This window comes from Mesorhizobium sp. P2_C7 (assembly GCF_056404515.1).
Genome location: NZ_JBFUDW010000020.1, coordinates 80,286 through 102,124 on the forward strand (window position 1 = coordinate 80,286; position 21,839 = coordinate 102,124).

The following is a 21,839-nucleotide window of genomic DNA, read 5'->3' on the forward strand; positions in this document are numbered from 1 at the left end:
TCCGCATGGAGGTGGCGTGTTGCTGAACACGGAGGCAAGGTGCGCGTTCTGCTGATCGAAGACGACCCCGTGCTGGGCGAGGCGGTGCGCGATCATATCGCTGCCGACGGTCATGCCGTGGACTGGAGCACGACGCTTGGCGATGCCGGCGATCACCTTCATGTCGTCTCCTATGAACTCGTCCTGCTCGATCTCCATCTGCCGGACGGCAGGGGGCTCGAATTCCTGAAGACGCTGCGCCGCGAAGGCACCGATACGCCGGTCATCATCCTGACCGCGCGCGACCAGCTCTCCGACCGGATAGAGGGGCTGAATTCCGGGGCAGACGACTATCTGGTCAAGCCGTTCGATCTCGGCGAGTTGTCCGCGCGCCTCGCTGCGGTCGCGCGGCGCTATGCGGGAAACCCAAATCCCCTGGTTCGGCTCGGGCCAGTCGAAATCGACCAAGCCGCCCGCCGGGTTGTCGTGGACGGCAGGGAGGCCATGCTGACGTCCCGCGAATGGGCGGTGCTCGAGCAGTTCTTGCGCCGGCCCGGCATGACCGTGGGCAAGAACCAGATCGAGGATGCGCTCTATGCCTTCGGGGCGGAGATCGAAAGCAACACCGTCGAAGTCTATGTCAGCCGCCTGCGCAAGAAGATCGGACGCGAGGCCCTCACGACCGTAAGGGGGCTGGGCTACCGCCTGGCATTCCCATGAGGTTCTTCGACAGCCTTGCCGGTCGCCTCGTTGCCTCGCTGATCCTGGTCACGGTCGCCTTCGGCCTGGTCGCCGCGGGCACCGGAAGCATCACCCTGCATCGTGAAATCAACGAAGCCATGGACAATTCGATGCAGGAAGCGGCCCGCCGGCTGCTGCCACTGGTCATCGACGATCTTTTCGGGCGCGAGGTTTCGCAATCGCCCCGCAGGCTGGCAGAGGCCGTCTCGGACGATATAGGCGGTCGCCTCATCTTCCAGGTGCGGGACGGCAGTGGCCGTGTTCTCCTGCACTCCTACAATGCTCCCGCGGAGCCGCTCACGGCTGAACTCGCGCAGGGCTTTTCGGAGGCCGCTGGATGGCGCATCTACACTGAGCCCGCGGTTGGCGGCACGATCTTCATCCAGGTCGCCGAGCTCGATGCACGGCGCAACGAGGAAACCTTCGAAGCCGCCACCGGCTTCCTGATACCGATGGTCATCCTGATCCCGTTGAGCGCACTTGTCGCGTGGCTGACCCTGGCGCGTTTCCTGAGGCCGATTGCAACATTGCGCGGCGAGATCAGCGCCCGTCACGGCGACAACCTCGCTGCGATCCGAACCACCGAACTGCCTTCCGAACTCGCCGCCATTGCCAAGTCGGTCAACAGCCTGATGCGGCGCCTGCACATGGCGCTTGAGGCGGAAAAAGAATTCACCGCGAATGCCGCGCATGAATTGCGCACGCCGATTGCCGGCGCACTGGCACAGACGGAGCGGCTGATCGCGGAAGCTCCGGACGACGCGGCAAGAAAACGTCCACGCCAGATCAAGGCAGCGCTGTCCAATCTCGCCGGCCTGTCCGAAAAGTTGATGCAGCTGGCGCGCGCCGACGCCGGAGTGGCCGCCGCCGGCAAGCCTGCCGACCTTGCCGCGGTCGCGGCACTGGTGGTCGAAGACTTCGAACAGCACAGCGAAAACAAGGGCCGCCTTCGCCTCGAAACGCCGGTGAAAGGCAAGGCGCTGGCCGCGATCGACACGGATGCGCTGGCCATCGTCCTGCGCAACCTTATCGAGAATGCCTTGCGGCATGGTCCCGAAGGCGGAGAGGTTGTCGTGCGGATCGACGAAGACGCCCGACTTAGCGTGATCAACCAAGGTCCGGTGGTTCCAGCCCCAGGCAGCCTGATCAAACGGTTCGAGCGCGGCGCAACGCGCGCCGAGGGATCGGGCCTCGGGTTGGCAATCGTCAGCCGGATCCTGCAACAGATCGATGCGACGCTGGTTCTGAACTCCCCGGCATCCGGCCGGCAGGACGGGTTCGAAGCGACGATCCGGTTTCCAGGCTTAGAGCCGAACTCGAAGAGATAGAGCACGATGTCGTCCGAAAACCGCTTCACACTTTTCGGCATCATGCCCTAGAGCAATTCCAGGAAAAGTGTGAAACGGTTTTCCCGGGAAAAGCGCGTAGCGCTTTCCCTAGGGAATTGCGTCAAAACAAAGAGATAGAGCGGTTCGGCGTTTCCGTGAAACGGTGTACCGCTCTAGCGTCGGCCGCGCTTGACCGCCCGCGCCGGATTGCCGACAACCGTGGTGTTCGCGGCGACGTCGCGGGTCACCACCGCGCCGGCGCCGACGATGGCGCCCTCGCCGATGCTGACTCCGCCAAGGATGATCGCGCTGCCGCCGATCCATGCATTGGCGCCGATCTCGACAGGCCTCGCGATCTCCAGCCCCGCTTGCCGCCCGGCGGCCTCCTTGTGGTGCTCGGCGCAATAGATCTGCACATTGGGGCCGAGCAGCGTTCCCCTGCCGATGCGCACGCTTGCCGTGTCGAGAATGGTGCAGCCGGCGTTGAGAAAGGCGGCATCGCCGAGAAAGATGTTGAAGCCGTAGGCGCAGTGGAACGGCGCCTCGATGCGGGCGCCCTCGCCCACGCCGCCGAGCAATGCCTTCAAGCCCGGCCCGAGGTTTCCGCGCTGCCGGGGCGGCAGGCAATTGTGCTCGAACACCGCGTCTCGCGCCATGACGCGCAAGGCCTCCAGTTCGTCATCGAGGCAGGTGTACCATTCGCCGGCCGCCATCTTGGCGCGCTCGCTTCCAGCCATGACGGTGTCCTCCCTTTGGCATCCCCGCCAAAGCACAAATGCCGCGGACGGAGAAGTGCCAGCTTCTGCCAATTCCGGGCGCAAAATCCATTCCGATTTTTCGAAGTCATGTCTGGTCAAAGGCCAAGCCTATGCTAGCCTGCTCTTGCTGGGCTGTCCTGGCCCGGCGATGAGGGGATCAATCATGCTGTATATTCTCGCACTTCTGATCGGCGTCATTGCCGGCCTTCGCGCGATGACCGCGCCGGCCGCCGTCGCCTGGGGGGCTTATCTCGGCTGGCTGCCGGTCGCCGCCACCTGGGCCAGCTTCATGAGCCATTGGGCGGCTGTCGGCATCTTCACCATCCTGGCCATCGTCGAACTGGTCACCGACCAGTTGCCTTCGACGCCGAGCCGTAAAGTGCCGCAGCAATTCGGCGCCCGCATCATCATGGGCGCGTTTACCGGCGCTGTCATCGGCGCCACCGGCGGTTCCACCATCGGCGGCCTGATCGCCGGCGCCATCGGCGCTGTCATCGGCACGCTGGGCGGTGCCGAAGCGCGCGGCCGGCTGGCAGCCGCCTTCGGCAAGGACCCGCCCGCCGCCTTCATCGAGGACGCAGTGGCGATCATCGGCGGCCTGCTGATCGTGGCGGCGGTGGCATGACGGCAAAGACCTTCGACGCCATCATCATCGGCGCCGGACAGGCCGGCCCGTCGCTGGCCAGCCGGCTGAATGCCGCCGGCATGAGCGTGGCGCTGATCGAGCGCAAGCTGGTCGGCGGCACCTGCGTCAACACCGGTTGCATGCCGACCAAGACCATGGTCGCCAGCGCCTATGCCGCGCATCTGGCGCGGCGGGCCGCCGACTATGGCGTCACGCTCAGCGGCCCCGTCGGCGTCGATTACAAGGCGATCAAGGCGCGCAAGGACAAGGTGTCGAACGACGCCCGCATCGGGCTCGAAACCTGGATCGCCGGCATGGACAAATGCACGCTCTATCGCGGCCATGCGCGTTTCGAATCCGCCAACACCGTGCGCGTCGGCGACGACCTTTTGACCGCCGAAAAAATCTTCCTCAACACCGGCGGCCGCGCCTCGGTGCCCGGCCTGCCCGGCATCTACGATATCGACTATCTGACCAACTCCTCGATGATGGATCTCGACGTGCTGCCGCGCCATCTCGTCGTCGTCGGCGGCAGCTACATCTCGCTCGAATTCGCGCAGATGTTCCGCCGCTTCGGCAGCGACGTCACGGTGATCGAGAAGTCTCCCAGGCTGACCGGCCGTGAGGACGAGGATGTTTCCGACGCCATCCTTTCCATCCTCGAAAACGAAGGCATTACGGTCCATCTCAGTGCCGACGACATCGCCTTCGCCAAACAAGGCAACGACACTGCCGTGACCTTCTCCGCCGGCAAACCGCCGGCGGTCGGCTCGCATGTGCTGCTGGCTCTGGGACGCGTGCCCAACACCGACGATCTCGGCCTCGACAGAGCCGGCGTCGAGGTCGACAAGCGCGGCTTCGTCACCGTCGACGACCAGCTGCGCACCAGCGTGCCCGGCATATGGGCGATGGGCGACTGCAACGGCAAGGGCGCCTTCACCCACACCTCCTACAACGACTACGAGATCGTCGCCGCCAACCTGCTCGACAATGATCCGCGCAAAGTCAGCGACCGCATCGAGGCCTATGCGCTCTACATCGACCCACCGCTCGGCCGCTGCGGCATGACCGAGGCCGCGGTGAAGAAATCCGGTCGCCGGGCGCTGGTCGGCCAGCGGCCGATGACCCGCGTCGGACGCGCGGTCGAAAAGGGCGAGACACAGGGTTTCATGAAGATCCTCGTCGATGCCGACACCAGGGAGATCCTCGGCTGTTCTGTGCTTGGCCCCGGCGGCGACGAGGCGGTGCATTGCGTGCTCGACCTGATGTACGCCAAGGCGCCCGTCGATACGCTGGCGCGCGCGGTGCACATCCACCCGAATGTCTCGGAACTGCTGCCAACCATCGCCCAGGAGCTGAAGCCGCTGGTGTGAGACACTCACACTCGCGCCAAGCTCTGGACTTTATGCATTGCTGCATTGCAGCAATGCATATTGCGCGGAACAGGGCTACGCGTTCAATCTGAATTTGAACCGATTCAGTCTGGACGCCTCATGCCGTTGCCGATCCTTGCGCTTGCCATTGCGTCCTTCTGCATCGGCACCACCGAATTCGTCATCATGGGCCTGCTGCCGGAGGTCGCCGCCGACCTCGGCGTGTCCATCCCTTCGGCCGGCCTGCTGGTCACCGGCTATGCGCTGGGCGTGGTCTTCGGCGCCCCAATCGTGGCGATGGGCACCGCGCATTTGCCTCGCAAGCCGGTGCTGGTTGGGCTCGCTGCGCTGTTTGTCGTTGGCAATCTGTTCTGCGCCATCGCGCCCAACTACTGGATGCTGATGGCCGCGCGCGTCTTCACCGCCTTCGGCCACGGCGCCTTCTTTGGTATCGGTTCGGTCGTTGCTGCGAGCCTTGTGCCGCGCAACAAGCGCGCCAGCGCCATCGCGCTGATGTTCGCCGGGCTGACGCTGGCCAACATCCTTGGCGTTCCCGCCGGCACCGCCCTGGGCGAAGCCTTCGGCTGGCGCGCCACCTTCCTCGCCGTGGTCGGCATCGGCCTGATCTCGGTCGCTTGCATCGCCTGGCTGGTACCATCCGACGTCGCTGAACCGAGCGGTGGCGGCCTGCGCGGCGAATTGCGCGTGCTGGGCAAGCTACAGGTCTGGCTGGCGATGCTGATCGCCGCCCTTGCCTCGGCCAGCCTGTTTGCCGTCTTCACCTACATAAAACCCTATCTGACCGACGTGTCAGGCCTATCCACTTCCGCCGTCACCTGGGTGCTGCTGCTGTTCGGCGCCGGCATGACCATCGGCAACATCATCGGCGGCCGGCTCGCCGACTGGAAATTGATGCCGACGGTCATCGGCACGCTGCTGTTGCTGGCGCTGCTATTTGTCGGCTTCATGCAGTTCGGCGCCATAGCCGGCGTTGCCATCGGCATCGTTTTCCTGTGGGGCCTGCTCATCTTCGTCGTCGTGCCGCCGCTGCAGATCCGCGTCGTCGAGGCGGCCTCCGAAGGGCCGAACCTTGCCGCCACGCTGAACCAGGGCGCCTTCAATGTCGGCAATGCCAGCGGCGCCTGGATCGGCGGCGTGGCCCTTTCCGCAGGCGTTTCCTATGCCAACCTGCCGCTGGTCGGCGCGGCATTGGCGCTGCTGGCGGTCATCGTCGCGGTGCTGTCGCAGACACTGGATCGGCGTGCACCTGCCATCCCGCTTCAGGCTGCCGCGGAATAACCGCTTGCGCCCATAGCGCGGCAGGCTGGACCAATCGACATCGGCACCTTCAAATGGGCATGTCTTGTCGCTCTTGATGGAGGAAAGTCATGCAGAAATCGATCGAGCGCATCGCCGGCGAAAGCGAAGGTGTTTCCTACGAGTTTCCGCTGTTCCGGTTTGCCGGAACCGGCAAGGCCGCTCCGTCAGCCTATCTGCAGGCGGCACTCCACGCCGGCGAGTTGCCGGGCGTCGTCGCCATCGACGCGCTGATGCCGATGCTGGCCAAGGCCGAGGCCGAAGGCCGCATCAAGGGCAACATCACTGTCGTGCCCTGGGCCAACCCGATCGGCCGCGCCCAATATCATTTCGGCGAGCATCAGGGCCGGTTCCATCTCGGCACCCGCACCAACTTCAATCGCGGCTTTCCGCTGCTTGCCGCACCCGACGCAGCACTCTTGCCCGACGTCACGCTTGGCCCTGTCGACCAGCGGCTGAAGACCCGGCTGGTGCAGCTTTCGCTCGGCCACGACATTGTGCTCGACCTGCATTGCGATGACGAGGGCCTCGCCTATCTCTATGTCCATACCAGCCTGTGGCCGGCGATGGCCGACTGTGCCGCCGCCATGGGCGTCGATGCGGTGATGCTGTGGAGCGAAGACACCGACGGTACGTTCGAGGGCGCCTCGATCATGCCCTACCAGAACGTTCCCGATGACGTCGCCAAGCTCGACCGCCGCGTCGCCACGACGGTCGAATATCGCGGCATCCTCGATGTCGACGGCACCTTGGCCGCCGCCGACGCCGAAGGTCTCTACCGGCTGCTGGTGGCGCGCGGCGTGATCTCCGACACCGCCCTGCCCGCACCCGGTCCTTTCACCGGTGTCGTCGCACCGCTGGAAAATATCGAGATGATGCCGGCGCCCCGGGCGGGCGCCGTGCTTTATGACGTGAAGCCCGGCGACCGCGTCGCCAAGGGCGCCCGCCTCGCCACCATCGTCCATGCACCGGGTGAAACCGATGGCCGCACCGAAGTCTTCGCACCGCAGGATGGCATCATCCTGACCCGCCGCTCGCGCCGCATCATCCGCGCCGGCGAAGACTTGTTGAAGCTGGTCGGCGACAGCAAGAGCGCCGACGCCAGGTCGGGGACACTGGAGGACTGAATTAGCCGGAAATAGCCAGCCGCGCCTTCGCCTCCAGCCATTCGGCCATCTGCCGGTAAGGCACCGGGCCGTGGCTGATGCGGGCGACGCCGAGTTCCGCCAGCCGCTGGCGCGGCGGCACATGCGCCAGCGCAATGATGTTGACCGGCAACGCGATTGCCTTGCAGAGCGCCTCGATCAGGCTCTCATCGCCAAGGCCCGGCGCAAAGAAGCCGTTCGCTCCGGCCCTTTCATAGGCGTGTGCTCGTTCGATCGCCTGGTCGAGCAGCGCCTTGTCGTGCGTATCCGGTTTGGCCTTGAGGAAGATGTCGGTTCGGGCGTTGAGGAATGCCGGGATACCCGAGGCCTTGACCGCAGCGGCGGCGGCTTCGATCCGCTTCACCTGTAGCGCGATGTCGTGCAGGCCGGTGCCGCCGACGATCTGGTCCTCGAAATTGAAGCCGATGGCGCCGGCCTGCACGGCACGCGTCACGGTGCGGGCGACGGTTTCCGGTTCAATGCCGTAGCCGCCCTCGAGATCCATGGTCACCGGCAGGTCGACCGCCCCTACGATGCGCCTGATGTTGTCGAGCGCCAGCTCCAGCGGGATCTTCTCGCCATCGGCATACCCGAACGCGGCCGCCACCGGCCAGCTTCCCGTGGCGATCGCCTTGGCCCCTGCTTTCTCGACAATCTTGGCCGAGCCCGGGTCCCAGGCATTGTAGAGGACGATCGGGTTTCCCCTGGCGTGGAGGGAATGGAATGCGCGCGCACGCTCAATCTGCTCGGTCATTGCTGTTTTCCCATGTTTCTGCGGTTGGACATCCAGCCTAAGCAGGACCGCCGGCTCTGGCGATGTGCCATGAGCCGCAGAAGCGGCGGCCACCGAGCAGAATTTTCAAACCTGTTGCGCATCCGGTTTTTCGCAGCTATGGATTTCGCCATGAACATGCGTTCGACCAAGACCATTTGGTGGTGGGCCTGCTGACAGCGGCCTGTTCGAACGCGTGCGCGTGAAAATAGAGGGTGGCCGCAACGGAATGTCCGGGCGGCCATTTGTTTTTTCAAGCCATTCCCGGGTCCGTTGCCCCAAGAAGCTGATGGAGACGGCAATGACGATGAAGGTTCTGGAAAACGGGGCGGAAAGTTTCGTGACCGCGGGTGGCATCACCATCACCCGCGAGCGCCACGACCAGCCCTATGCGGGCGCCATCGACGCCTACGTCGACGGGCTGAACGCTCGCCGCGGCGCGGTGTTTTCCTCGAATTACGAATATCCCGGCCGCTACACGCGCTGGGACACCGCCATCATCGATCCGCCGCTTGTCATTTCGGCGCGTGGCCGCACTGTCCGCATCGAGGCGCTGAACGGTCGTGGCGAGGCGCTGTTGCCGGTCATCGGCAAGACGCTTGGCAGCCTGACCGATGTCACCATCGCCGAGAACTCGAAGAAACTGATCCGCCTCGACGTCGCCAAACCCGGCCGTGTCTTCACCGAGGAGGAGCGCAGCCGCGTCCCCTCGGTGTTCACCGTGCTGCGCGCCATCACCGCTCTGTTCAAGACCGAGGAAGACGCCAATCTCGGCCTCTACGGCGCCTTCGGCTACGACCTCGCCTTCCAGTTCGACCCGGTCGACTACAAGCTCGAGCGCAAGCAGAGCCAGCGCGACCTCGTCCTGTTCCTGCCCGACGAGATCCTGGTCGTCGACCATTACTCGGCCAAGGCCTGGACTGACCGCTACGACTATTCGGGCGATGGGTTTTCGACGGAAGGCCTGCCGCGCGATGAAATCGCCGAGCCGTTCAAGACCGCCGACCGCATCCCGCCGCGCGGTGACCATGAACCGGGCGAATACGCCAATCTGGTTCGCAAGGCCATGGATTCGTTCAAGCGCGGCGATCTGTTCGAGGTCGTGCCCGGCCAGATGTTCTACGAGCGCTGCGAGACGCAGCCGTCCGAGATTTCGCGCAAGCTGAAGTCGATCAACCCCTCGCCCTATTCCTTCTTCATCAATCTGGGCGAAGGCGAATATCTGATCGGCGCCTCCCCGGAAATGTTCGTGCGTGTCAACGGCCGCCGTGTCGAGACCTGCCCGATCTCGGGCACCATCAAGCGCGGCGACGACGCCATTTCCGACTCAGAGCAGATCCTGAAGCTGCTCAACTCCAAGAAGGACGAATCCGAACTCACCATGTGCTCGGACGTCGACCGCAACGACAAGTCACGGGTCTGCGAGCCGGGCTCGGTGCGCGTCATCGGCCGCCGCCAGATCGAGATGTATTCGCGCCTTATCCACACCGTGGATCACATCGAGGGACGGCTGCGCGAAGGCATGGATGCCTTCGACGCCTTCCTGTCGCATGCCTGGGCGGTCACCGTCACCGGCGCGCCGAAACTGTGGGCCATGCGCTTCATCGAGCAGAACGAGAAGAGCCCGCGCGCCTGGTATGGCGGCGCGATCGGCATGGTCAATTTCAACGGCGACATGAACACCGGCCTCACCCTGCGTACCATCCGCATCAAGGACGGCATTGCCGAGGTCCGCGCCGGTGCCACATTGCTCTTCGACAGCATTCCCGAGGAAGAAGAAGCCGAAACCGAACTGAAGGCATCCGCCATGCTCTCCGCCATCCGCGACGCCAAGACAGGCAACTCCGCCAGCACCGAACGCACCACCGCCCGCGTCGGCGACGGCGTCAACATCCTGCTCGTCGACCACGAGGACAGCTTCGTCCACACGCTGGCCAATTATTTCCGCCAGACCGGCGCCAACGTCTCGACCGTACGCACGCCGGTGCCGGAGGAAGTCTTCGACCGGCTGAAGCCCGACCTCGTCGTGCTGTCGCCCGGCCCCGGCACGCCGAAGGATTTCGACTGCGCCGCCACCATCAAGAAGGCGCGCGCCCGCGAATTGCCGATTTTCGGCGTCTGCCTTGGCCTGCAGGCACTGGCCGAAGCCTATGGCGGCGAGCTCAGGCAACTGCATGTCCCGATGCACGGCAAGCCGTCGCGCATCCGCGTCTCGAAGCCGGGCATCATCTTCTCCGGCCTGCCCAAGGAAGTCACCGTCGGCCGCTATCACTCGATCTTCGCCGATCCGGTGCGCCTGCCCGATGACTTCATCGTCACGGCCGAGACCGAGGACGGCGTCATCATGGCCTTCGAACATCGCAAGGAACCAATCGCCGCGGTGCAGTTCCACCCGGAATCGATCATGACGCTCGGCCACAATGCCGGCATGCGGATCATCGAGAACATCGTTGCCCACCTGCCGCGCAAGGCCAAGGAAAAGGCCGCCTGACGACCATGGCCGAAACCGAGAACACGATGGCGATCGCGGCCAAAGCCGCGGCGAAGCGCAAGGTCGCCAACCTTGCGTTCTGGTCGATCATCATTGCCGCAGTCGTGCTCGGTCTGAAGCTCGTCGCCTGGTACATCACCGGCTCGGTGGCGCTCTACTCGGACGCGCTGGAATCGATCGTCAACGTCATCGCCTCGATGGCCGCCTTCTGGGCGATCCAGGTCAGCTACAAGCCTGCCGACCAAGACCATCCCTTCGGCCACCACAAGGCCGAGTATTTCTCGGCTGTGCTCGAAGGCGTGCTGATCGTTCTCGCCGCGCTTTTGATCCTGAACGAGGTCTGGCGAGCCTGGCAGGTGCCAGCGCCCATCGAAAAGCCCTGGAACGGGCTGGCGGTCAACGGCATCGCGACGGTGATCAATGCCTTCTGGGCCTGGACGCTGATCCGCGCCGGCAGGGCCGAGAAATCGCCGGCGCTGGTCGCCGACGGCAATCACATCATGACCGATGTGGTGACCTCGATCGGCGTCTTCGGCGGCCTGGTCGGGGCAATCCTCACCGGCTGGCACATCCTCGACCCGGCACTGGCCGTCATCGTCGCGCTGAACATCCTGTGGCAGGGCTGGCACGTCATCGGCTCGTCGATGAACGGCCTGATGGACCGCGCCGTCGACACGCAGGCGCATATGCGCATCCGCGACGTCATCTCGGCCAACTGCAAGGGCGCGCTGGAGGTGCATGACCTGAAGACGCGCATCGCCGGCCGCGCCACTTTCATCGAGTTCCATCTGGTCGTCGATGCCGACATGTCGGTCGGCGCCAGCCATGTCATCTGCGACCGTATCGAGGACGCGCTGAAGGCCGAAATCCCCTCGGTGCGCGTCACCATCCATGTCGAGCCCGACGACGAAGCCAAGTTGCCGAAGGGCACGACTGCCGTGCCGTTCGCTTGAGGTCAGCTCACGGCGCGCAGGCCGATTGCGGCATCGGTTGCAGCCGGTAGACCTTGTCGTCGGATTTCGTCTTGCCGTCGGCGGCCTTCGAACACAGATCGACGATCGCCAGGCTGCTGTTGGGATTGGCCAGCATCATGGTGCCGTTGACGCCGCGCTTGAGGAAGATCTCCTTCTGCGCGATGTCGCAGGAAAAATCGCTCATCTTCGAACTTGCCGCGCAGCGCCACTGGTCGGCCTCGCCCTGGCAGGAATAGGTCTGCGTGACCTTGGCCGATTTCTGCCGCGTGGTGACGGTGACGGCAATGTCGGCGCCATCGGGCCAGAGGGCTGCGTCGCCCCCTGAAGCAAAAGACGCCAGCTCCACCGAGCCGCGGAAAACCCGGATCGACTGCGTCAGCTGATCGGGGTGCGAGGCAAGGTGCGACGCGTCATAGTCGCGCCCATAGCAGAAGGCCTGGTCCGGCTTCAGCCGTTCGCGCAGCGGGGCCCCGAGCGCCGGGTCGATCGGATCGATGCGCGCGAATTCCGCCTTGCAGGTCGCGGCCGGCATCGGGTCGAGGCGGAAATTGTCATCCTCCTTGCCCAGCGCCTGCCTGTCGTATTCCGCTGCACCCAGTTCCTCTTCCGACCCGGCATCCAGATAAACATCGGGTTGCACGTCGGTGAGGATCAGGCTTCCTTTGTCATCGACTTTCAGCGATGCGAGCGTCCGGTCGCAGTCCATGCCGCAATGGATCGGGCCTGATTTGCCGTCCTCGGACTCGTGATTGCACCAGCCGCCGGCCCATTCAGGCGCCTTGGCGCCGCGCACGGTGGTGGCAACGAAGGCATTGTACGATGAGTCAGAATTCGCGGCCGGCTCTTCATTCGGCCGGCTGACCGGATCATGGCCATAGTAGAAGAAGATTCGCGCCACCTTCTGCTTCGGATGCGCCTTGAGATGTGCTGCGTCATAGACGCGGCCGAAACAGGCGTCGGCACCGTTGGGGCTGAGTTCGGTGAGCTTGAGTGCGTCATCGGCCAAGGCAGAGCCGGCAAGCAGGCCGAGCAGCGCGACACCCCAAGCGCCGCCCGCCAATACCTTACACAGCGTCATGTGACCCCTCCTCCGCATCTACAGGACGTCACGTCAATTTATGCTAGTATTGCGGCCGCAGCCATGCATTTTGCGGTGAGCCGTCAAGCGGAGGAGAATGCGATGCGCCGGCGCGATATGTTCCGCGCGGTTCTTGCCGGAACCGGAACGTTTCTTGGCCTGCGGATGGTGCAGGCAGCTGCCATGGAGCCCGCCCGGCAGAAGGTCGCCTATCATCTCAGCGATCTCGACAAGGTCAATTTCGTTCTCGGCAACATCAAGAACCACTATGACGGCACCAGCGGCAATGTCGACATCGTGCTGGTCGTGCATGGCCCAGCCCTTGCCGCCTTCAAGTCCAAAGGCATATCGGCCGCGATTTCCGGCCGCTTCGCCGGTCTGGTGCAGCAGGGGCTCGATCCGCACGCCTGCGCCAACACCATGCAAGGCATGGATATTTCATTGACCGACCTGCTCGACGGTTTCCACGCCGCCGACAAGGGCGGCGTCGTCAAACTCGCGGAATTGCAGGGGCAGGGCTACGTCTATCTGCGCCCGTGAGGCTTGAACATCTGGGCACCAAAGGCCTACGAAGGACCGGCAGAAACCCCGGAGGACACGCGTGCCAGCCACCACCACACTCAGCATTCCCGATCTCGCCGGCAAGGCGGTACTGGTTACCGGCGCATCGACCGGCATAGGCGCGGCCCTGGCGTCGGCCTACGCCGCACAGAAATGCCGCGTAGCACTGCACTACAATTCGAGCCGCGACGCCGCCGAGGCTATGGCCAAGACCATTGCCGACAAGGGCGGCGAGGTGTTCCTCGTCCAGGGCGATTTCTCGGTTCCCGCCGATGTCGAACGCGTCGTCGAGGACAGCGCGCAGCATTTCGGCCGCCTCGACGGGCTGGTCAACAATGCCGGCGGCATGCTCGGCCGCGTGCCCTATGCCGAGCAGACCGAGGCGCACTACGACGCGGTGATGGACCTCAATGCGCGTTCCGTGCTGACCGCCTCGCGCAAGGCGATCCCGTGGCTGAAGAAACAGGGCGGCTTCATCGTCAACACCTCGTCGATCGCCGCGCGCAACGGCGCCGGCGGCGGCGCCGGCCTCTACGGTTCGGCCAAGGCCTTCGTCTCCAACGTGACGCGCGGCATGGCCAAGGAACTGATCGGCTTCGGCGTCCGCGTCAACGCAGTGGCGCCCGGCACCATTCTCACGCCGTTCCACGAACGCTATTCGACCGACGAGCAGATAAAGGGCATGGTCGCCACCATTCCACAGGGGCGCGCCGGCACTGCGGAAGACTGCGTCGGCGCCTACCTGTTCCTCTCTTCCGACCTTCTGAGCGGCTACATCACCGGCCAGGTGATCGAGGTGAATGGCGGCCAGTTGATGCCTTGACCGGCTATCTGCATACTGACGATCTGCATATCTTGTCGAAAACCTCGAAGGGAGACAAAGGAATGTATGGACTGATCGGCAAGATGCGGGCATCGCGCGGCCAGCGCGACGCGGTCATGGAGGTCCTGCGCGCCAGTACCAGCACCGGCGCCCTGCCGGGTTGCCTGAGCTACATCATTGCCCGCGACCCTGCGGATGCCGATGCGATCTGGGTCACCGAAGTGTGGACCGACGCCGAAAGCCACAAAGCCTCGCTGCAGCTTCCGGAAGTCCAGGCGGCGATCGCCAAGGCGCGGCCGTTCATCGCCGGCTTTGAATTCCAGGTCGAAACGCACCCTGTCGGCGGCTTTGGCCTGGCCGACGGCAAAAAAGCCTAAGCTCACGCGAGGCATCCTTTTTCGGCGCAGCGGGGTTCGCATCGCCCGGCTTCGAGTCTAAGACCAAGACATGGATTCCCCGGACCAGCCCGTTGTCGAGCGCATGGCGCGGATGCGCAAGGCTTGGCAATGGCTGGCGATCCTGACCGTCTCCGCCCTGTTTGCCGGCGCGCTGGAGCTCGCCGCCCTGCCGGCCGCCCTGCTGATCGGACCGATGCTGGCGGCCATTGTCGCCGGCACCAATGGCGCCACGGTGCGCGTGCCGCGTCTTATGTTCGGCGCCGCCCAGGCGATTGTCGGCTGCCTCGTCGCCAGTTCGATCTCGGCTGACATCTTTCCGGTCTTCTATCGGGAGTGGCCGCTGTTTCTCGGCGTCGTGGTGGCCACAGTCACGGCCTCCAGCCTGCTCGGCTGGCTGATCAGCCGCTGGCGCATCCTGCCCGGCACCACCGCCGTCTGGGGCTCCTCGCCAGGGGCCGCCACCGCCATGGTGCTGATGGCCGGTGCCTTCGGCGCCGACCAGCGGCTCGTCGCCTTCATGCAATATCTGCGCGTCATCTTCGTCTCGATGACGGCGGCTCTCGTTGCAAAGATGTGGGTCGACACGTCGGGGGTCGAAATCCCGCCCATCATCTGGTTTCCGCCGATCAATCCGCAAGCCTTAGCTGCCACCATCGGCATCGCGGTTGTCGGCGGCCTGGCGGGAAAGCTTTGCCGGCTGCCTTCGCCCTTCTTTCTCGGCACCTTCATCTTTGGTACCGTCATCCATCTTGGCCTTGGCATGGAGATGCAATTGCCGCAATGGCTGCTGGCGGTCAGCTATGCGATGGTCGGCTGGTCGATCGGCTTGAACTTCACCCGGCCGATCCTGCGCCACGCGACGCGTGCCTTGCCGCAGATCATCGCCTCGATCGTGGCGTTGATCGCCTTTTGCGGCGGCCTTGCCTTCATGATCAGCCATCTCTTGGGCATCGACCCTTTGACCGCCTACCTGGCGACCAGCCCAGGCGGCATGGACAGCATCGCCATCATTGCCGCCGCCGCGCAGAACGTCGACATCTCCTTCGTCATGGCGCTGCAATCGGCACGCTTCCTGGTCGTGCTGCTGGTCGGCCCGAGCGTGGCGCGGCTGGTGGCGAGAAGCGTCAGGGGGTAGCCAACGTTCTGAAATCACAACCAGGTTGCGATTTCACAGCCAGGGTCGAAGCCCGTCAGCGGTGCTGCCGTGCAACGGCCCACCGACGTTTCCAGGCCGGCATCACCCGAATATCAATGCGCCCTAATCCAGCCTGTGCATCAGGTCCTCGTCCAGCCAGCGGCCGAAGAAATAGACCAGTTGCTTGTGCCACCACGGCCAGTCATGGCTGACATCGCCGCCCCAATAGTCGACCCAGGCGGGAATGGACCTGTCGCGCAGGATCTGTTCCAGCTTGCGCGTCTCGACCAGCATCCGTTCCTCCCAGGCGCCCTGTCCGCAGCAGAAGATCAGCCTGAGCGCCTTCAGGCGGGCAAGCAGTTTGGGATCGACAATGCCGGGCAGATAGTCCAGCGGCGAGTTGTAGAAGATGTCGCCTTCAAGCGCCTTGCCGAAGAAGTCGCGGGCCGAATAGACGCCCGACAGCGAGATGACGCCGCTGGCGAGTTCGGGAAAGCGGAAGACGAAGTTCGACGAATGGTAGCCGCCCATCGAACAGCCTGTGAACAGCGGCTTCAGCTTGCGCCCGCCATTGGCCTGCGCGGCCGTGGACAGGAATTCCGGCAGCGCCTCCTCGCGCACATAGCGGAAATAGGCTTCGTGCCGGCCGATGCGGTGTGCGGCGTCGGCATGCTTGTCGAAGAAGGATTCCGAATCGATGCCGTCGACCGTGAACAGCTGGATGCGGCCGGTGTCGATGAACTCGGCAAGTGCGCCGACCCCGCCGGAATCCTCGAACTGGTAGAACCGCCCTTGCGATGTCGGGAACACCACCACCGGCCGGCCGGCATGGCCGTAGCGCTTGTATTCCATGTCGCGGCCGAGATTGCGGGCGAAAGTCTTGTGATAGGAAACGTCCATCGCCTCACGCCTTTTCCGCGTGGATGTAGGCGACCGCTTCGCGCAGCGCCGCTTCGTCCTTCGAGCGCATCTGGTAGGCGTAATTCCCCATGGCGCGGCTGAAAACCTCTTCGATGGCTTGATGGTGGACGATCTTGTCGCGATGGGCGGCTAGCACGTCCTTATGGCTGTGCAAATAGCTGAGGTGCCGCTTGCGGCTGGCATAGGCGGTGAAATACTTGCCCTCATAGGGGCCGCCGGCGGCATCTTTGACCACCATGTCGGCCCACGCCGCGTAGACGTCGATGTCGAAGGTGTAGTTGATCGCATCGGTCATCCAGGCGCCGGGCGGACGCATGTTGACCTCCAGCGCGATGACGCGGTCGTCCTTGGTCTCGAACAGCTCGATGTGGAAGAAGCGCTCGCGCACGTCGAAAGCCTTCAGGATCTTGCGGCCGGCCTCCTCGACTGCCGGGCTGATCCGCGGAAAACAGGTGTAGCTCATGTGGCGATCCTTGTTGACCACCTCCATGACGCTCTGGTCGTACCGGTGGCTGGCGGCCAGCACCACCTCGCCATCGCGGTTGACCAGCCCGTCGAAAGTCACCACCAGCCCCTCGATGAACTGCTCCATGACGAAGGTCACATCCTCGGGCTTGTCCCTGAAGAACTGGTCGAGCTCGCCAGTGTTGGAGATCTTGAAGGTGTTCGAGGCGCCCGAGCCGCTGTCGGGCTTGACCACCACCGGATAGCCGACGCGGCGGATGAAGGTCATGGCGCCGGCCCGGTCGGAGCATTTGCGTTGCGCGATGGTGTCGACCCCGCTCTTGCGGAAGAAGGCGCGCATGCGGCTCTTGCGCTTCAAATTCTTCACGAAATCGAGCTTGGTGCCGTAGATGTTGAAGTCGGTGCGGATGTTGGCTTCCAGCTCCAGCCAGTGTTCGTTGAGCGATTCAAAACGGTCGATACGGCCCCATTTGTGGATGAAATGCCCCATCGCCCGGAACACCGGATCGTAGTCCTCCATGTCCGCAACACGGTAATATTCGCTGAGCGCCGCCTTCAGCTTGCCGTCGAGCGCCTCATAGGGTGCGTCGCCGATACCAAGCACTCTGGCCCCGGCCTTCTTCAACCGGTCGCAGAAATCCGCGCCATTGACGGGAAAATGCGGCGAGAAGAACACGAAATTCATGGATGACCCCCCTGCCGATAGTGACCCCGACAAGGCCAAGTCTGGCGCATTTGCAGCGCGTGGGGAAGAGCGCACATGTTAGGGATGATTTCCAACACAAGCTCGGCCCGCCATGCGGCCCCACTTGCCTCCCACAAGCCGCTCCTGTATGAGAACCGCCATGAACACGCGCGCCACCAACGCTTCCCGTCCGACCGGTTTTTCCGGCGAGACCGTGCGTGCACTGGCTTCGACCCTGCTTCTTCTCGGCCTTATCGGCGATCGCCGGGTTCGCTGAAGGAGCGCCCGGCGGTCGAACCGCCGCGCAAGCGCATGCTCCTTGGCCAGTCACAAAATTGGCACGTCACATCAAGCGAACGAAAATCTGGTAAAGGCGCCGCTCGCCATCAATCCATCTGAGGGTGGATCCGTGAGCCGCCGGGAGAAACGACGATGAACGCACGAGAAGAAATCCGCCCCGATGCCGCGGTAGCCGGCAAGGATGCGGCAAAGGACACGCCCGAGGCGGCCCGGGGCATGCCGGACGCAGCGCGCAAATATCAACCCTACCCCACAGTAGGCCTCACCGACCGCACCTGGCCCTCGAAGGTCATCGACAAGGCGCCGATCTGGTGCTCGGTCGACCTGCGCGACGGCAATCAGGCGCTGATCGATCCGATGGGCCATGAGCGCAAGGCGCGCATGTTCGGCCTGCTGCTCGACATGGGCTTCAAGGAGATCGAGATCGGCTTCCCGTCGGCCTCGCAGACCGACTTCGACTTCGCCCGCTGGTGCATCGAGGAAGGCAACGTACCTGCCGATGTCTCGCTGCAGGTGCTCGTGCAGTGCCGGCCGGAACTGATCACCCGCACCTTCGAGGCGCTCAAGGGCGCCACCAACCCGATCGTCCATTTCTACAACTCGACCAGCGAGTTGCAGCGTCGCGTCGTCTTCGAAAAGGACGTCGGCGGCATCAAGCGCATCGCCACCGACGCCGCCAAGATGATCACCGACATGGCGGCCAAGGCCGGCGGCGGCTACCGCTTCGAATATTCGCCGGAGAGCTTTACCGGCACCGAACTCGAAGTGGCGCTGGAGATCTGCAACGCCGTCACCGAGATCGTCAGGCCGACACCCGACAACAAGCTGATCATCAACCTGCCGTCGACGGTCGAGATGTCGACTCCCAACATCTACGCTGACCGCATCGAATGGATGTGCCGCAACCTCGACAACCGCGAGAACCTGCTGGTCTCGCTGCATCCCCACAATGACCGCGGCACCGGCATCGCCACCACCGAGCTCGGCCTGATGGCCGGCGCCGACCGCGTCGAAGGCACGCTGTTCGGCAATGGCGAGCGCACCGGCAATGTCGACATCGTCACGCTGGCGCTCAACATGTACACGCAAGGCGTCGATCCGGGGATCGACTGCTCCGACATCAACCGGATGAAGGATGTCTACGAATATTCGAACCAGTTGAAGATCCCCGAGCGCCATCCCTATGTCGGCGAGCTCGTCTACACTGCCTTTTCCGGCTCGCACCAGGATGCCATCAACAAGGGCATGAAGGCGCTGAAGAAGGCCAACACGAGCCTGTGGGAAGTGCCCTATCTGCCGATCGATCCGGCCGATGTCGGCCGCAGCTACGAAGCGATCATCCGTATCAACTCGCAGTCTGGCAAAGGCGGCATCGCCTATGTGCTGCAGGCCGACCACGGCCTCAACCTGCCACGCAATTTGCAGATCGAGTTCAGCCAGGAAATCCAGGCGATCACCGATGCCGAGGGCAAGGAAGTGCCGGTCAGGCGCATCTACGAGCGCTTTCTGGAGACCTATGTCGACCAGCCGCGCGCGCGGCTGAAATTCCTCGACCACCACACCTATCCCAGCACCGAGACCAAGGGCCGGCGCGTCGTCGAGGCGGTCATCGTCGACAACGGCAAGGAGGTGACGATTACCGGCACCGGCACCGGCCCGATCGACGGCTTCGTCGATGCGTTGTCGCGTCATCTCGGCATCGAGATGTCGGTGCTCGATTATTCCGAGCACTCGATGCAGCGCGGCTCGAATGCCTCGGCCATCTCCTATGTCGAGATGGAACATCCTGATGGCAAGCTGTTCGGCGCCGGCATCAACACCAACATCGTCGCCGCCTCGCTGGAAGCGGTGATGTCGGCGGCGAACCGCATCGTCGTCAAAAAGGCCGGTTGACGCACGACCAGAACGAAGATCGGAACCCTCCCCATTCGGTGATCGGTTCCGATCTTTCGTATCATTAACCACCGAAGAATTATCCGGTGGGGTACGTGATCGCATAATGGGTGAATACTTGTGTGGCGGTGCGGGAACTATATGATCGCGCCTCAACCTGTGCCGACTTCGAGAGGATCGACACTTGCAGCATGCCACGCCTGCCGCCCCCGCAGTGCGCGAGACACTGGAGCGACTTCTTGCCAGCCAGACGTTCGGGCGATCCGAACGCGCGCGCAAGTTGCTCCGCTACCTTGTCGAACGCGAACAAGCCGGCGAAGCCGACAGGCTCAAGGGCTTCTCCATCGCCATGGATGTTTTCGGCAAGGACGGCGATTTCGATCCGGCCACCGACGCCGTGGTGCGGGTTCAGGCGGGAAGGCTGCGCGAGCTTCTGCAGCATTATTTTGCCAATGAAGGCGTTGCCGAGCCGGTCCGCATAGCCATTCCGCGCGGCGGCTATGTTCCCGCCTATGAATTGAACGCGATCCGGCTGCCGGCTGAGGCTGTTCCCGAACTCAGGCTGGATGGCGCCACGTCCGCCGATCGGGCCAACGACGCCAGCACGGGCATGCCGGATGCGGTGTCGCCGGCTCTCGCGAAGCCCACCCCCTCGGTGGTGCGCCAACTCCGCTTCTTCTGGATGGCGATCGCCCTCGTCATCGCCATGCTGGGCCTGCTGATCCTTCGTCAGGGCAGCAGCGCCTTGCTGAGCGGTGGCGGCGACACGTCGGCGACCCTCGAGACCGCTGGCGCAACCAGCAGCATCGCGCCGTCGGCAACGGCCGACGCCCTGCCGCTCGTCTATATCGACCTCAAGGCCGAAGGCGCCGATGCCAGCCGCGTCGCCGCCTCGCTGCGCGCCGGCCTGAGTGGCTTCGATACGATCGACTTCATCGGTCGCGACACACCCACCGATCCGGCTGACGACGCCACCAGCTTCGTATTCGCCATGCTGCCCGGGCCGAACGCGGGCGATATCACGATCGAACTGCAAAGTATGGCGTCCGGACGGGTGCTTCTGTCGCGCAATCTGACCCCTGCCGACAGCGCACCGGCCGTGGTCGAAGACCGGATCGCCGACATGCTGAGTTCGGCGCTTCCCGCCTCGGGCACGATCTACAACTATATCGAGCAGACCGGTGCCCCAAACGGCCTGACGCAATGCTTGCTGCTCAACGACAAATATTATCTCGACCAGAACGCCAGAACCCATGAAGCTGCCTATCGCTGCCTCGAAAAATTGGCCGATGGCGGAACGAAGTCCTCGCTGGTCTATTCGGAGCTTGCGTCTCTGCAACTCGAGGCGGTCTCCGATCATTATGCCTACCCGCCCAATGCAACGATTGAAAAGGCTGTGGAGTTTGCCCATCGCGGCGTCCAGATGGGGCCGACCAGCCCTTATGCGCATCGCTCCTACGGCTATGTCAGTTCGCGTCTCGGCAATACGGACGAAGCGATCCGCTGGATGCGCAAGGCCTATGAACTCAATCCCTACGATCTCGGCATGGCTGCCGCCTACGGCTACGGGCTGATCTTCGCCGGTCGATACGCGGAGGGAACGCCGATCCTGGCGCATGCGGCGGAGACCTTCAGCGGCCACTCGACATGGTGGGACTACGGGCTGTTCGTCGGCGAATTCATGCTCGGCAACACGAACAAGGCGGTCGCGGCCAGCATGGCACTGAGAACGACGGCAACGAAATCGCACTATCTTGCGGCGCGGCTGATCGGTGCGAAGGCTGGCGGACAGGACCATCTGGTCAGCACGCTGCTGAGCGAACTGAACACCCAGTTCCCTAAATTTGCAGCCGATCCGCGCGCGACCTTCGTCGAGCGGAAATATCCGGCCGACCTGACCGACCGGCTGGTCCAGGCTCTGCGCGCCGCAGGGCTCGGCAACGCAAGCTGACACAATCGACATCCACAGATTAGGCGCGCCGGGACTGTCCGCAACCGCGCAAATCGCGAAGATTTTACTGGTCATCACGCTAGACTGGGGGCAATTCAGCCACAGTTGGTGTCGCGCATCCTGCAA

Annotated in this window: 19 protein-coding genes; 14 read left to right on the forward strand and 5 right to left on the reverse strand. The window is 63.9% G+C overall.

Translation table 11 applies throughout. The features are described 5' to 3' along the window. The first annotated feature begins 39 nt into the window (after window positions 1-39). Complete coding sequence (locus AC1D2G_RS31160) at window positions 40-699, forward strand: response regulator (RefSeq protein ID WP_477228244.1); 660 nt, start codon at window positions 40-42, stop codon at window positions 697-699. After that, window positions 696-2,048: an ATP-binding protein gene (locus AC1D2G_RS31165; protein ID WP_477418841.1), complete on the forward strand. Its 1,353-nt coding sequence runs from the start codon at window positions 696-698 to the stop codon at window positions 2,046-2,048. Before AC1D2G_RS31160 ends, AC1D2G_RS31165 begins: the two co-directional genes overlap by 4 nt. A 173-nt stretch (window positions 2,049-2,221) precedes the next feature. Here AC1D2G_RS31165 and AC1D2G_RS31170 read toward each other — a convergent pair whose 3' ends face one another. Continuing rightward, a complete protein-coding gene (locus AC1D2G_RS31170; RefSeq protein WP_477418843.1) occupies window positions 2,222-2,785 on the reverse strand; it encodes a sugar O-acetyltransferase in 564 nt (187 codons plus the stop codon). Window positions 2,786-2,969: 184 nt separating this feature from the next. Between AC1D2G_RS31170 and AC1D2G_RS31175 the strand changes: the two genes are divergently transcribed. The 4 genes from AC1D2G_RS31175 to AC1D2G_RS31190 all read left to right on the forward strand — a co-directional run bounded on the left by AC1D2G_RS31175 (window position 2,970) and on the right by AC1D2G_RS31190 (window position 7,248). After that, window positions 2,970-3,431: a DUF4126 domain-containing protein gene (locus AC1D2G_RS31175; RefSeq protein WP_095090807.1), complete on the forward strand. Its 462-nt coding sequence runs from the start codon at window positions 2,970-2,972 to the stop codon at window positions 3,429-3,431. Beyond that, complete coding sequence (locus AC1D2G_RS31180) at window positions 3,428-4,804, forward strand: FAD-containing oxidoreductase (RefSeq protein ID WP_477418845.1); 1,377 nt, start codon at window positions 3,428-3,430, stop codon at window positions 4,802-4,804. The genes AC1D2G_RS31175 and AC1D2G_RS31180 overlap by 4 nt, the downstream gene beginning before the upstream one ends. 120 nt (window positions 4,805-4,924) lie before the next feature. After that, window positions 4,925-6,103 carry an MFS transporter gene (locus AC1D2G_RS31185; RefSeq protein WP_477418847.1) on the forward strand — a complete coding sequence of 393 codons (1,179 nt, stop codon included), beginning with the start codon at window positions 4,925-4,927 and terminating at the stop codon, window positions 6,101-6,103. An 89-nt stretch (window positions 6,104-6,192) separates the two neighbouring features. Continuing rightward, window positions 6,193-7,248 (forward strand): M14 family metallopeptidase, encoded by a 1,056-nt coding sequence (locus AC1D2G_RS31190; protein WP_477418849.1) that lies wholly within the window; start codon window positions 6,193-6,195, stop codon window positions 7,246-7,248. Between the two features lies 1 nt (window position 7,249). Here AC1D2G_RS31190 and AC1D2G_RS31195 read toward each other — a convergent pair whose 3' ends face one another. After that, the gene (locus AC1D2G_RS31195) at window positions 7,250-8,020 is read right to left on the reverse strand and encodes an isocitrate lyase/PEP mutase family protein (protein ID WP_477228251.1); all 771 of its coding nucleotides are present in this window, start codon (window positions 8,018-8,020) and stop codon (window positions 7,250-7,252) included. 319 nt (window positions 8,021-8,339) lie between these two features. Here AC1D2G_RS31195 and AC1D2G_RS31200 point away from each other — a divergent pair, with 319 nt between their 5' ends. Together AC1D2G_RS31200 and AC1D2G_RS31205 are read left to right on the forward strand one after the other, a co-directional pair. Then, window positions 8,340-10,529 carry an anthranilate synthase gene (locus tag AC1D2G_RS31200; RefSeq protein ID WP_477418851.1) on the forward strand — a complete coding sequence of 730 codons (2,190 nt, stop codon included), beginning with the start codon at window positions 8,340-8,342 and terminating at the stop codon, window positions 10,527-10,529. 5 nt (window positions 10,530-10,534) lie between these two features. Beyond that, window positions 10,535-11,482: a cation diffusion facilitator family transporter gene (locus AC1D2G_RS31205; RefSeq protein ID WP_095090802.1), complete on the forward strand. Its 948-nt coding sequence runs from the start codon at window positions 10,535-10,537 to the stop codon at window positions 11,480-11,482. Between the two features lie 7 nt (window positions 11,483-11,489). Here the strand turns inward: AC1D2G_RS31205 and AC1D2G_RS31210 are convergent, their stop codons facing one another. Continuing rightward, window positions 11,490-12,581, reverse strand: coding sequence for a hypothetical protein (locus tag AC1D2G_RS31210; protein WP_477418853.1), 1,092 nt, complete (start codon window positions 12,579-12,581; stop codon window positions 11,490-11,492). A gap of 102 nt (window positions 12,582-12,683) precedes the next feature. Here AC1D2G_RS31210 and AC1D2G_RS31215 point away from each other — a divergent pair, with 102 nt between their 5' ends. From AC1D2G_RS31215 to AC1D2G_RS31230, 4 genes are all read left to right on the forward strand, one after another. Next, window positions 12,684-13,121, forward strand: coding sequence for a DsrE family protein (locus tag AC1D2G_RS31215; RefSeq protein WP_477418855.1), 438 nt, complete (start codon window positions 12,684-12,686; stop codon window positions 13,119-13,121). Between the two features lie 61 nt (window positions 13,122-13,182). After that, the gene (locus tag AC1D2G_RS31220; RefSeq protein ID WP_477418857.1) at window positions 13,183-13,965 is read left to right on the forward strand and encodes an SDR family NAD(P)-dependent oxidoreductase; all 783 of its coding nucleotides are present in this window, start codon (window positions 13,183-13,185) and stop codon (window positions 13,963-13,965) included. Window positions 13,966-14,027: 62 nt separating this feature from the next. Continuing rightward, window positions 14,028-14,342 (forward strand): putative quinol monooxygenase, encoded by a 315-nt coding sequence (locus AC1D2G_RS31225; protein WP_184874721.1) that lies wholly within the window; start codon window positions 14,028-14,030, stop codon window positions 14,340-14,342. A 70-nt stretch (window positions 14,343-14,412) separates the two neighbouring features. Continuing rightward, complete coding sequence (locus AC1D2G_RS31230; protein WP_477418859.1) at window positions 14,413-15,498, forward strand: AbrB family transcriptional regulator; 1,086 nt, start codon at window positions 14,413-14,415, stop codon at window positions 15,496-15,498. A gap of 123 nt (window positions 15,499-15,621) precedes the next feature. On the opposite strand, the gene AC1D2G_RS31235 is transcribed toward AC1D2G_RS31230, so the two are convergent. Further along, window positions 15,622-16,398 carry an esterase family protein gene (locus AC1D2G_RS31235; protein WP_095090797.1) on the reverse strand — a complete coding sequence of 259 codons (777 nt, stop codon included), beginning with the start codon at window positions 16,396-16,398 and terminating at the stop codon, window positions 15,622-15,624. 4 nt (window positions 16,399-16,402) lie between these two features. Then, complete coding sequence (locus tag AC1D2G_RS31240; protein WP_477418861.1) at window positions 16,403-17,569, reverse strand: ATP-grasp domain-containing protein; 1,167 nt, start codon at window positions 17,567-17,569, stop codon at window positions 16,403-16,405. Between the two features lie 516 nt (window positions 17,570-18,085). On the opposite strand from AC1D2G_RS31240, the gene leuA reads away from it, so the two are divergent. Next, window positions 18,086-19,762 (forward strand): 2-isopropylmalate synthase, encoded by a 1,677-nt coding sequence (gene leuA, locus AC1D2G_RS31245; RefSeq protein ID WP_167392405.1) that lies wholly within the window; start codon window positions 18,086-18,088, stop codon window positions 19,760-19,762. Between the two features lie 184 nt (window positions 19,763-19,946). Then, on the forward strand, window positions 19,947-21,713 hold the full coding sequence (locus AC1D2G_RS31250; RefSeq protein WP_477418863.1) for a tetratricopeptide repeat protein: 1,767 nt from the start codon (window positions 19,947-19,949) through the stop codon (window positions 21,711-21,713). Window positions 21,714-21,839 lie beyond the last annotated feature (126 nt).

Coding starts and splice junctions, on each gene's coding strand:
- AC1D2G_RS31165 (WP_477418841.1), top strand. CDS start 696: ATGAGGTTCTTCGACAGCCTTGCCGGTCGCCTCGTTGCCTCGCTGATC.
- AC1D2G_RS31170 (WP_477418843.1), bottom strand. CDS start 2,785: ATGGCTGGAAGCGAGCGCGCCAAGATGGCGGCCGGCGAATGGTACACC.
- AC1D2G_RS31175 (WP_095090807.1), top strand. CDS start 2,970: ATGCTGTATATTCTCGCACTTCTGATCGGCGTCATTGCCGGCCTTCGC.
- AC1D2G_RS31180 (WP_477418845.1), top strand. CDS start 3,428: ATGACGGCAAAGACCTTCGACGCCATCATCATCGGCGCCGGACAGGCC.
- AC1D2G_RS31185 (WP_477418847.1), top strand. CDS start 4,925: ATGCCGTTGCCGATCCTTGCGCTTGCCATTGCGTCCTTCTGCATCGGC.
- AC1D2G_RS31190 (WP_477418849.1), top strand. CDS start 6,193: ATGCAGAAATCGATCGAGCGCATCGCCGGCGAAAGCGAAGGTGTTTCC.
- AC1D2G_RS31195 (WP_477228251.1), bottom strand. CDS start 8,020: ATGACCGAGCAGATTGAGCGTGCGCGCGCATTCCATTCCCTCCACGCC.
- AC1D2G_RS31200 (WP_477418851.1), top strand. CDS start 8,340: ATGACGATGAAGGTTCTGGAAAACGGGGCGGAAAGTTTCGTGACCGCG.
- AC1D2G_RS31205 (WP_095090802.1), top strand. CDS start 10,535: ATGGCCGAAACCGAGAACACGATGGCGATCGCGGCCAAAGCCGCGGCG.
- AC1D2G_RS31210 (WP_477418853.1), bottom strand. CDS start 12,581: ATGACGCTGTGTAAGGTATTGGCGGGCGGCGCTTGGGGTGTCGCGCTG.
- AC1D2G_RS31215 (WP_477418855.1), top strand. CDS start 12,684: ATGCGCCGGCGCGATATGTTCCGCGCGGTTCTTGCCGGAACCGGAACG.
- AC1D2G_RS31225 (WP_184874721.1), top strand. CDS start 14,028: ATGTATGGACTGATCGGCAAGATGCGGGCATCGCGCGGCCAGCGCGAC.
- AC1D2G_RS31230 (WP_477418859.1), top strand. CDS start 14,413: ATGGATTCCCCGGACCAGCCCGTTGTCGAGCGCATGGCGCGGATGCGC.
- AC1D2G_RS31235 (WP_095090797.1), bottom strand. CDS start 16,398: ATGGACGTTTCCTATCACAAGACTTTCGCCCGCAATCTCGGCCGCGAC.
- AC1D2G_RS31240 (WP_477418861.1), bottom strand. CDS start 17,569: ATGAATTTCGTGTTCTTCTCGCCGCATTTTCCCGTCAATGGCGCGGAT.
- leuA (WP_167392405.1), top strand. CDS start 18,086: ATGCCGGACGCAGCGCGCAAATATCAACCCTACCCCACAGTAGGCCTC.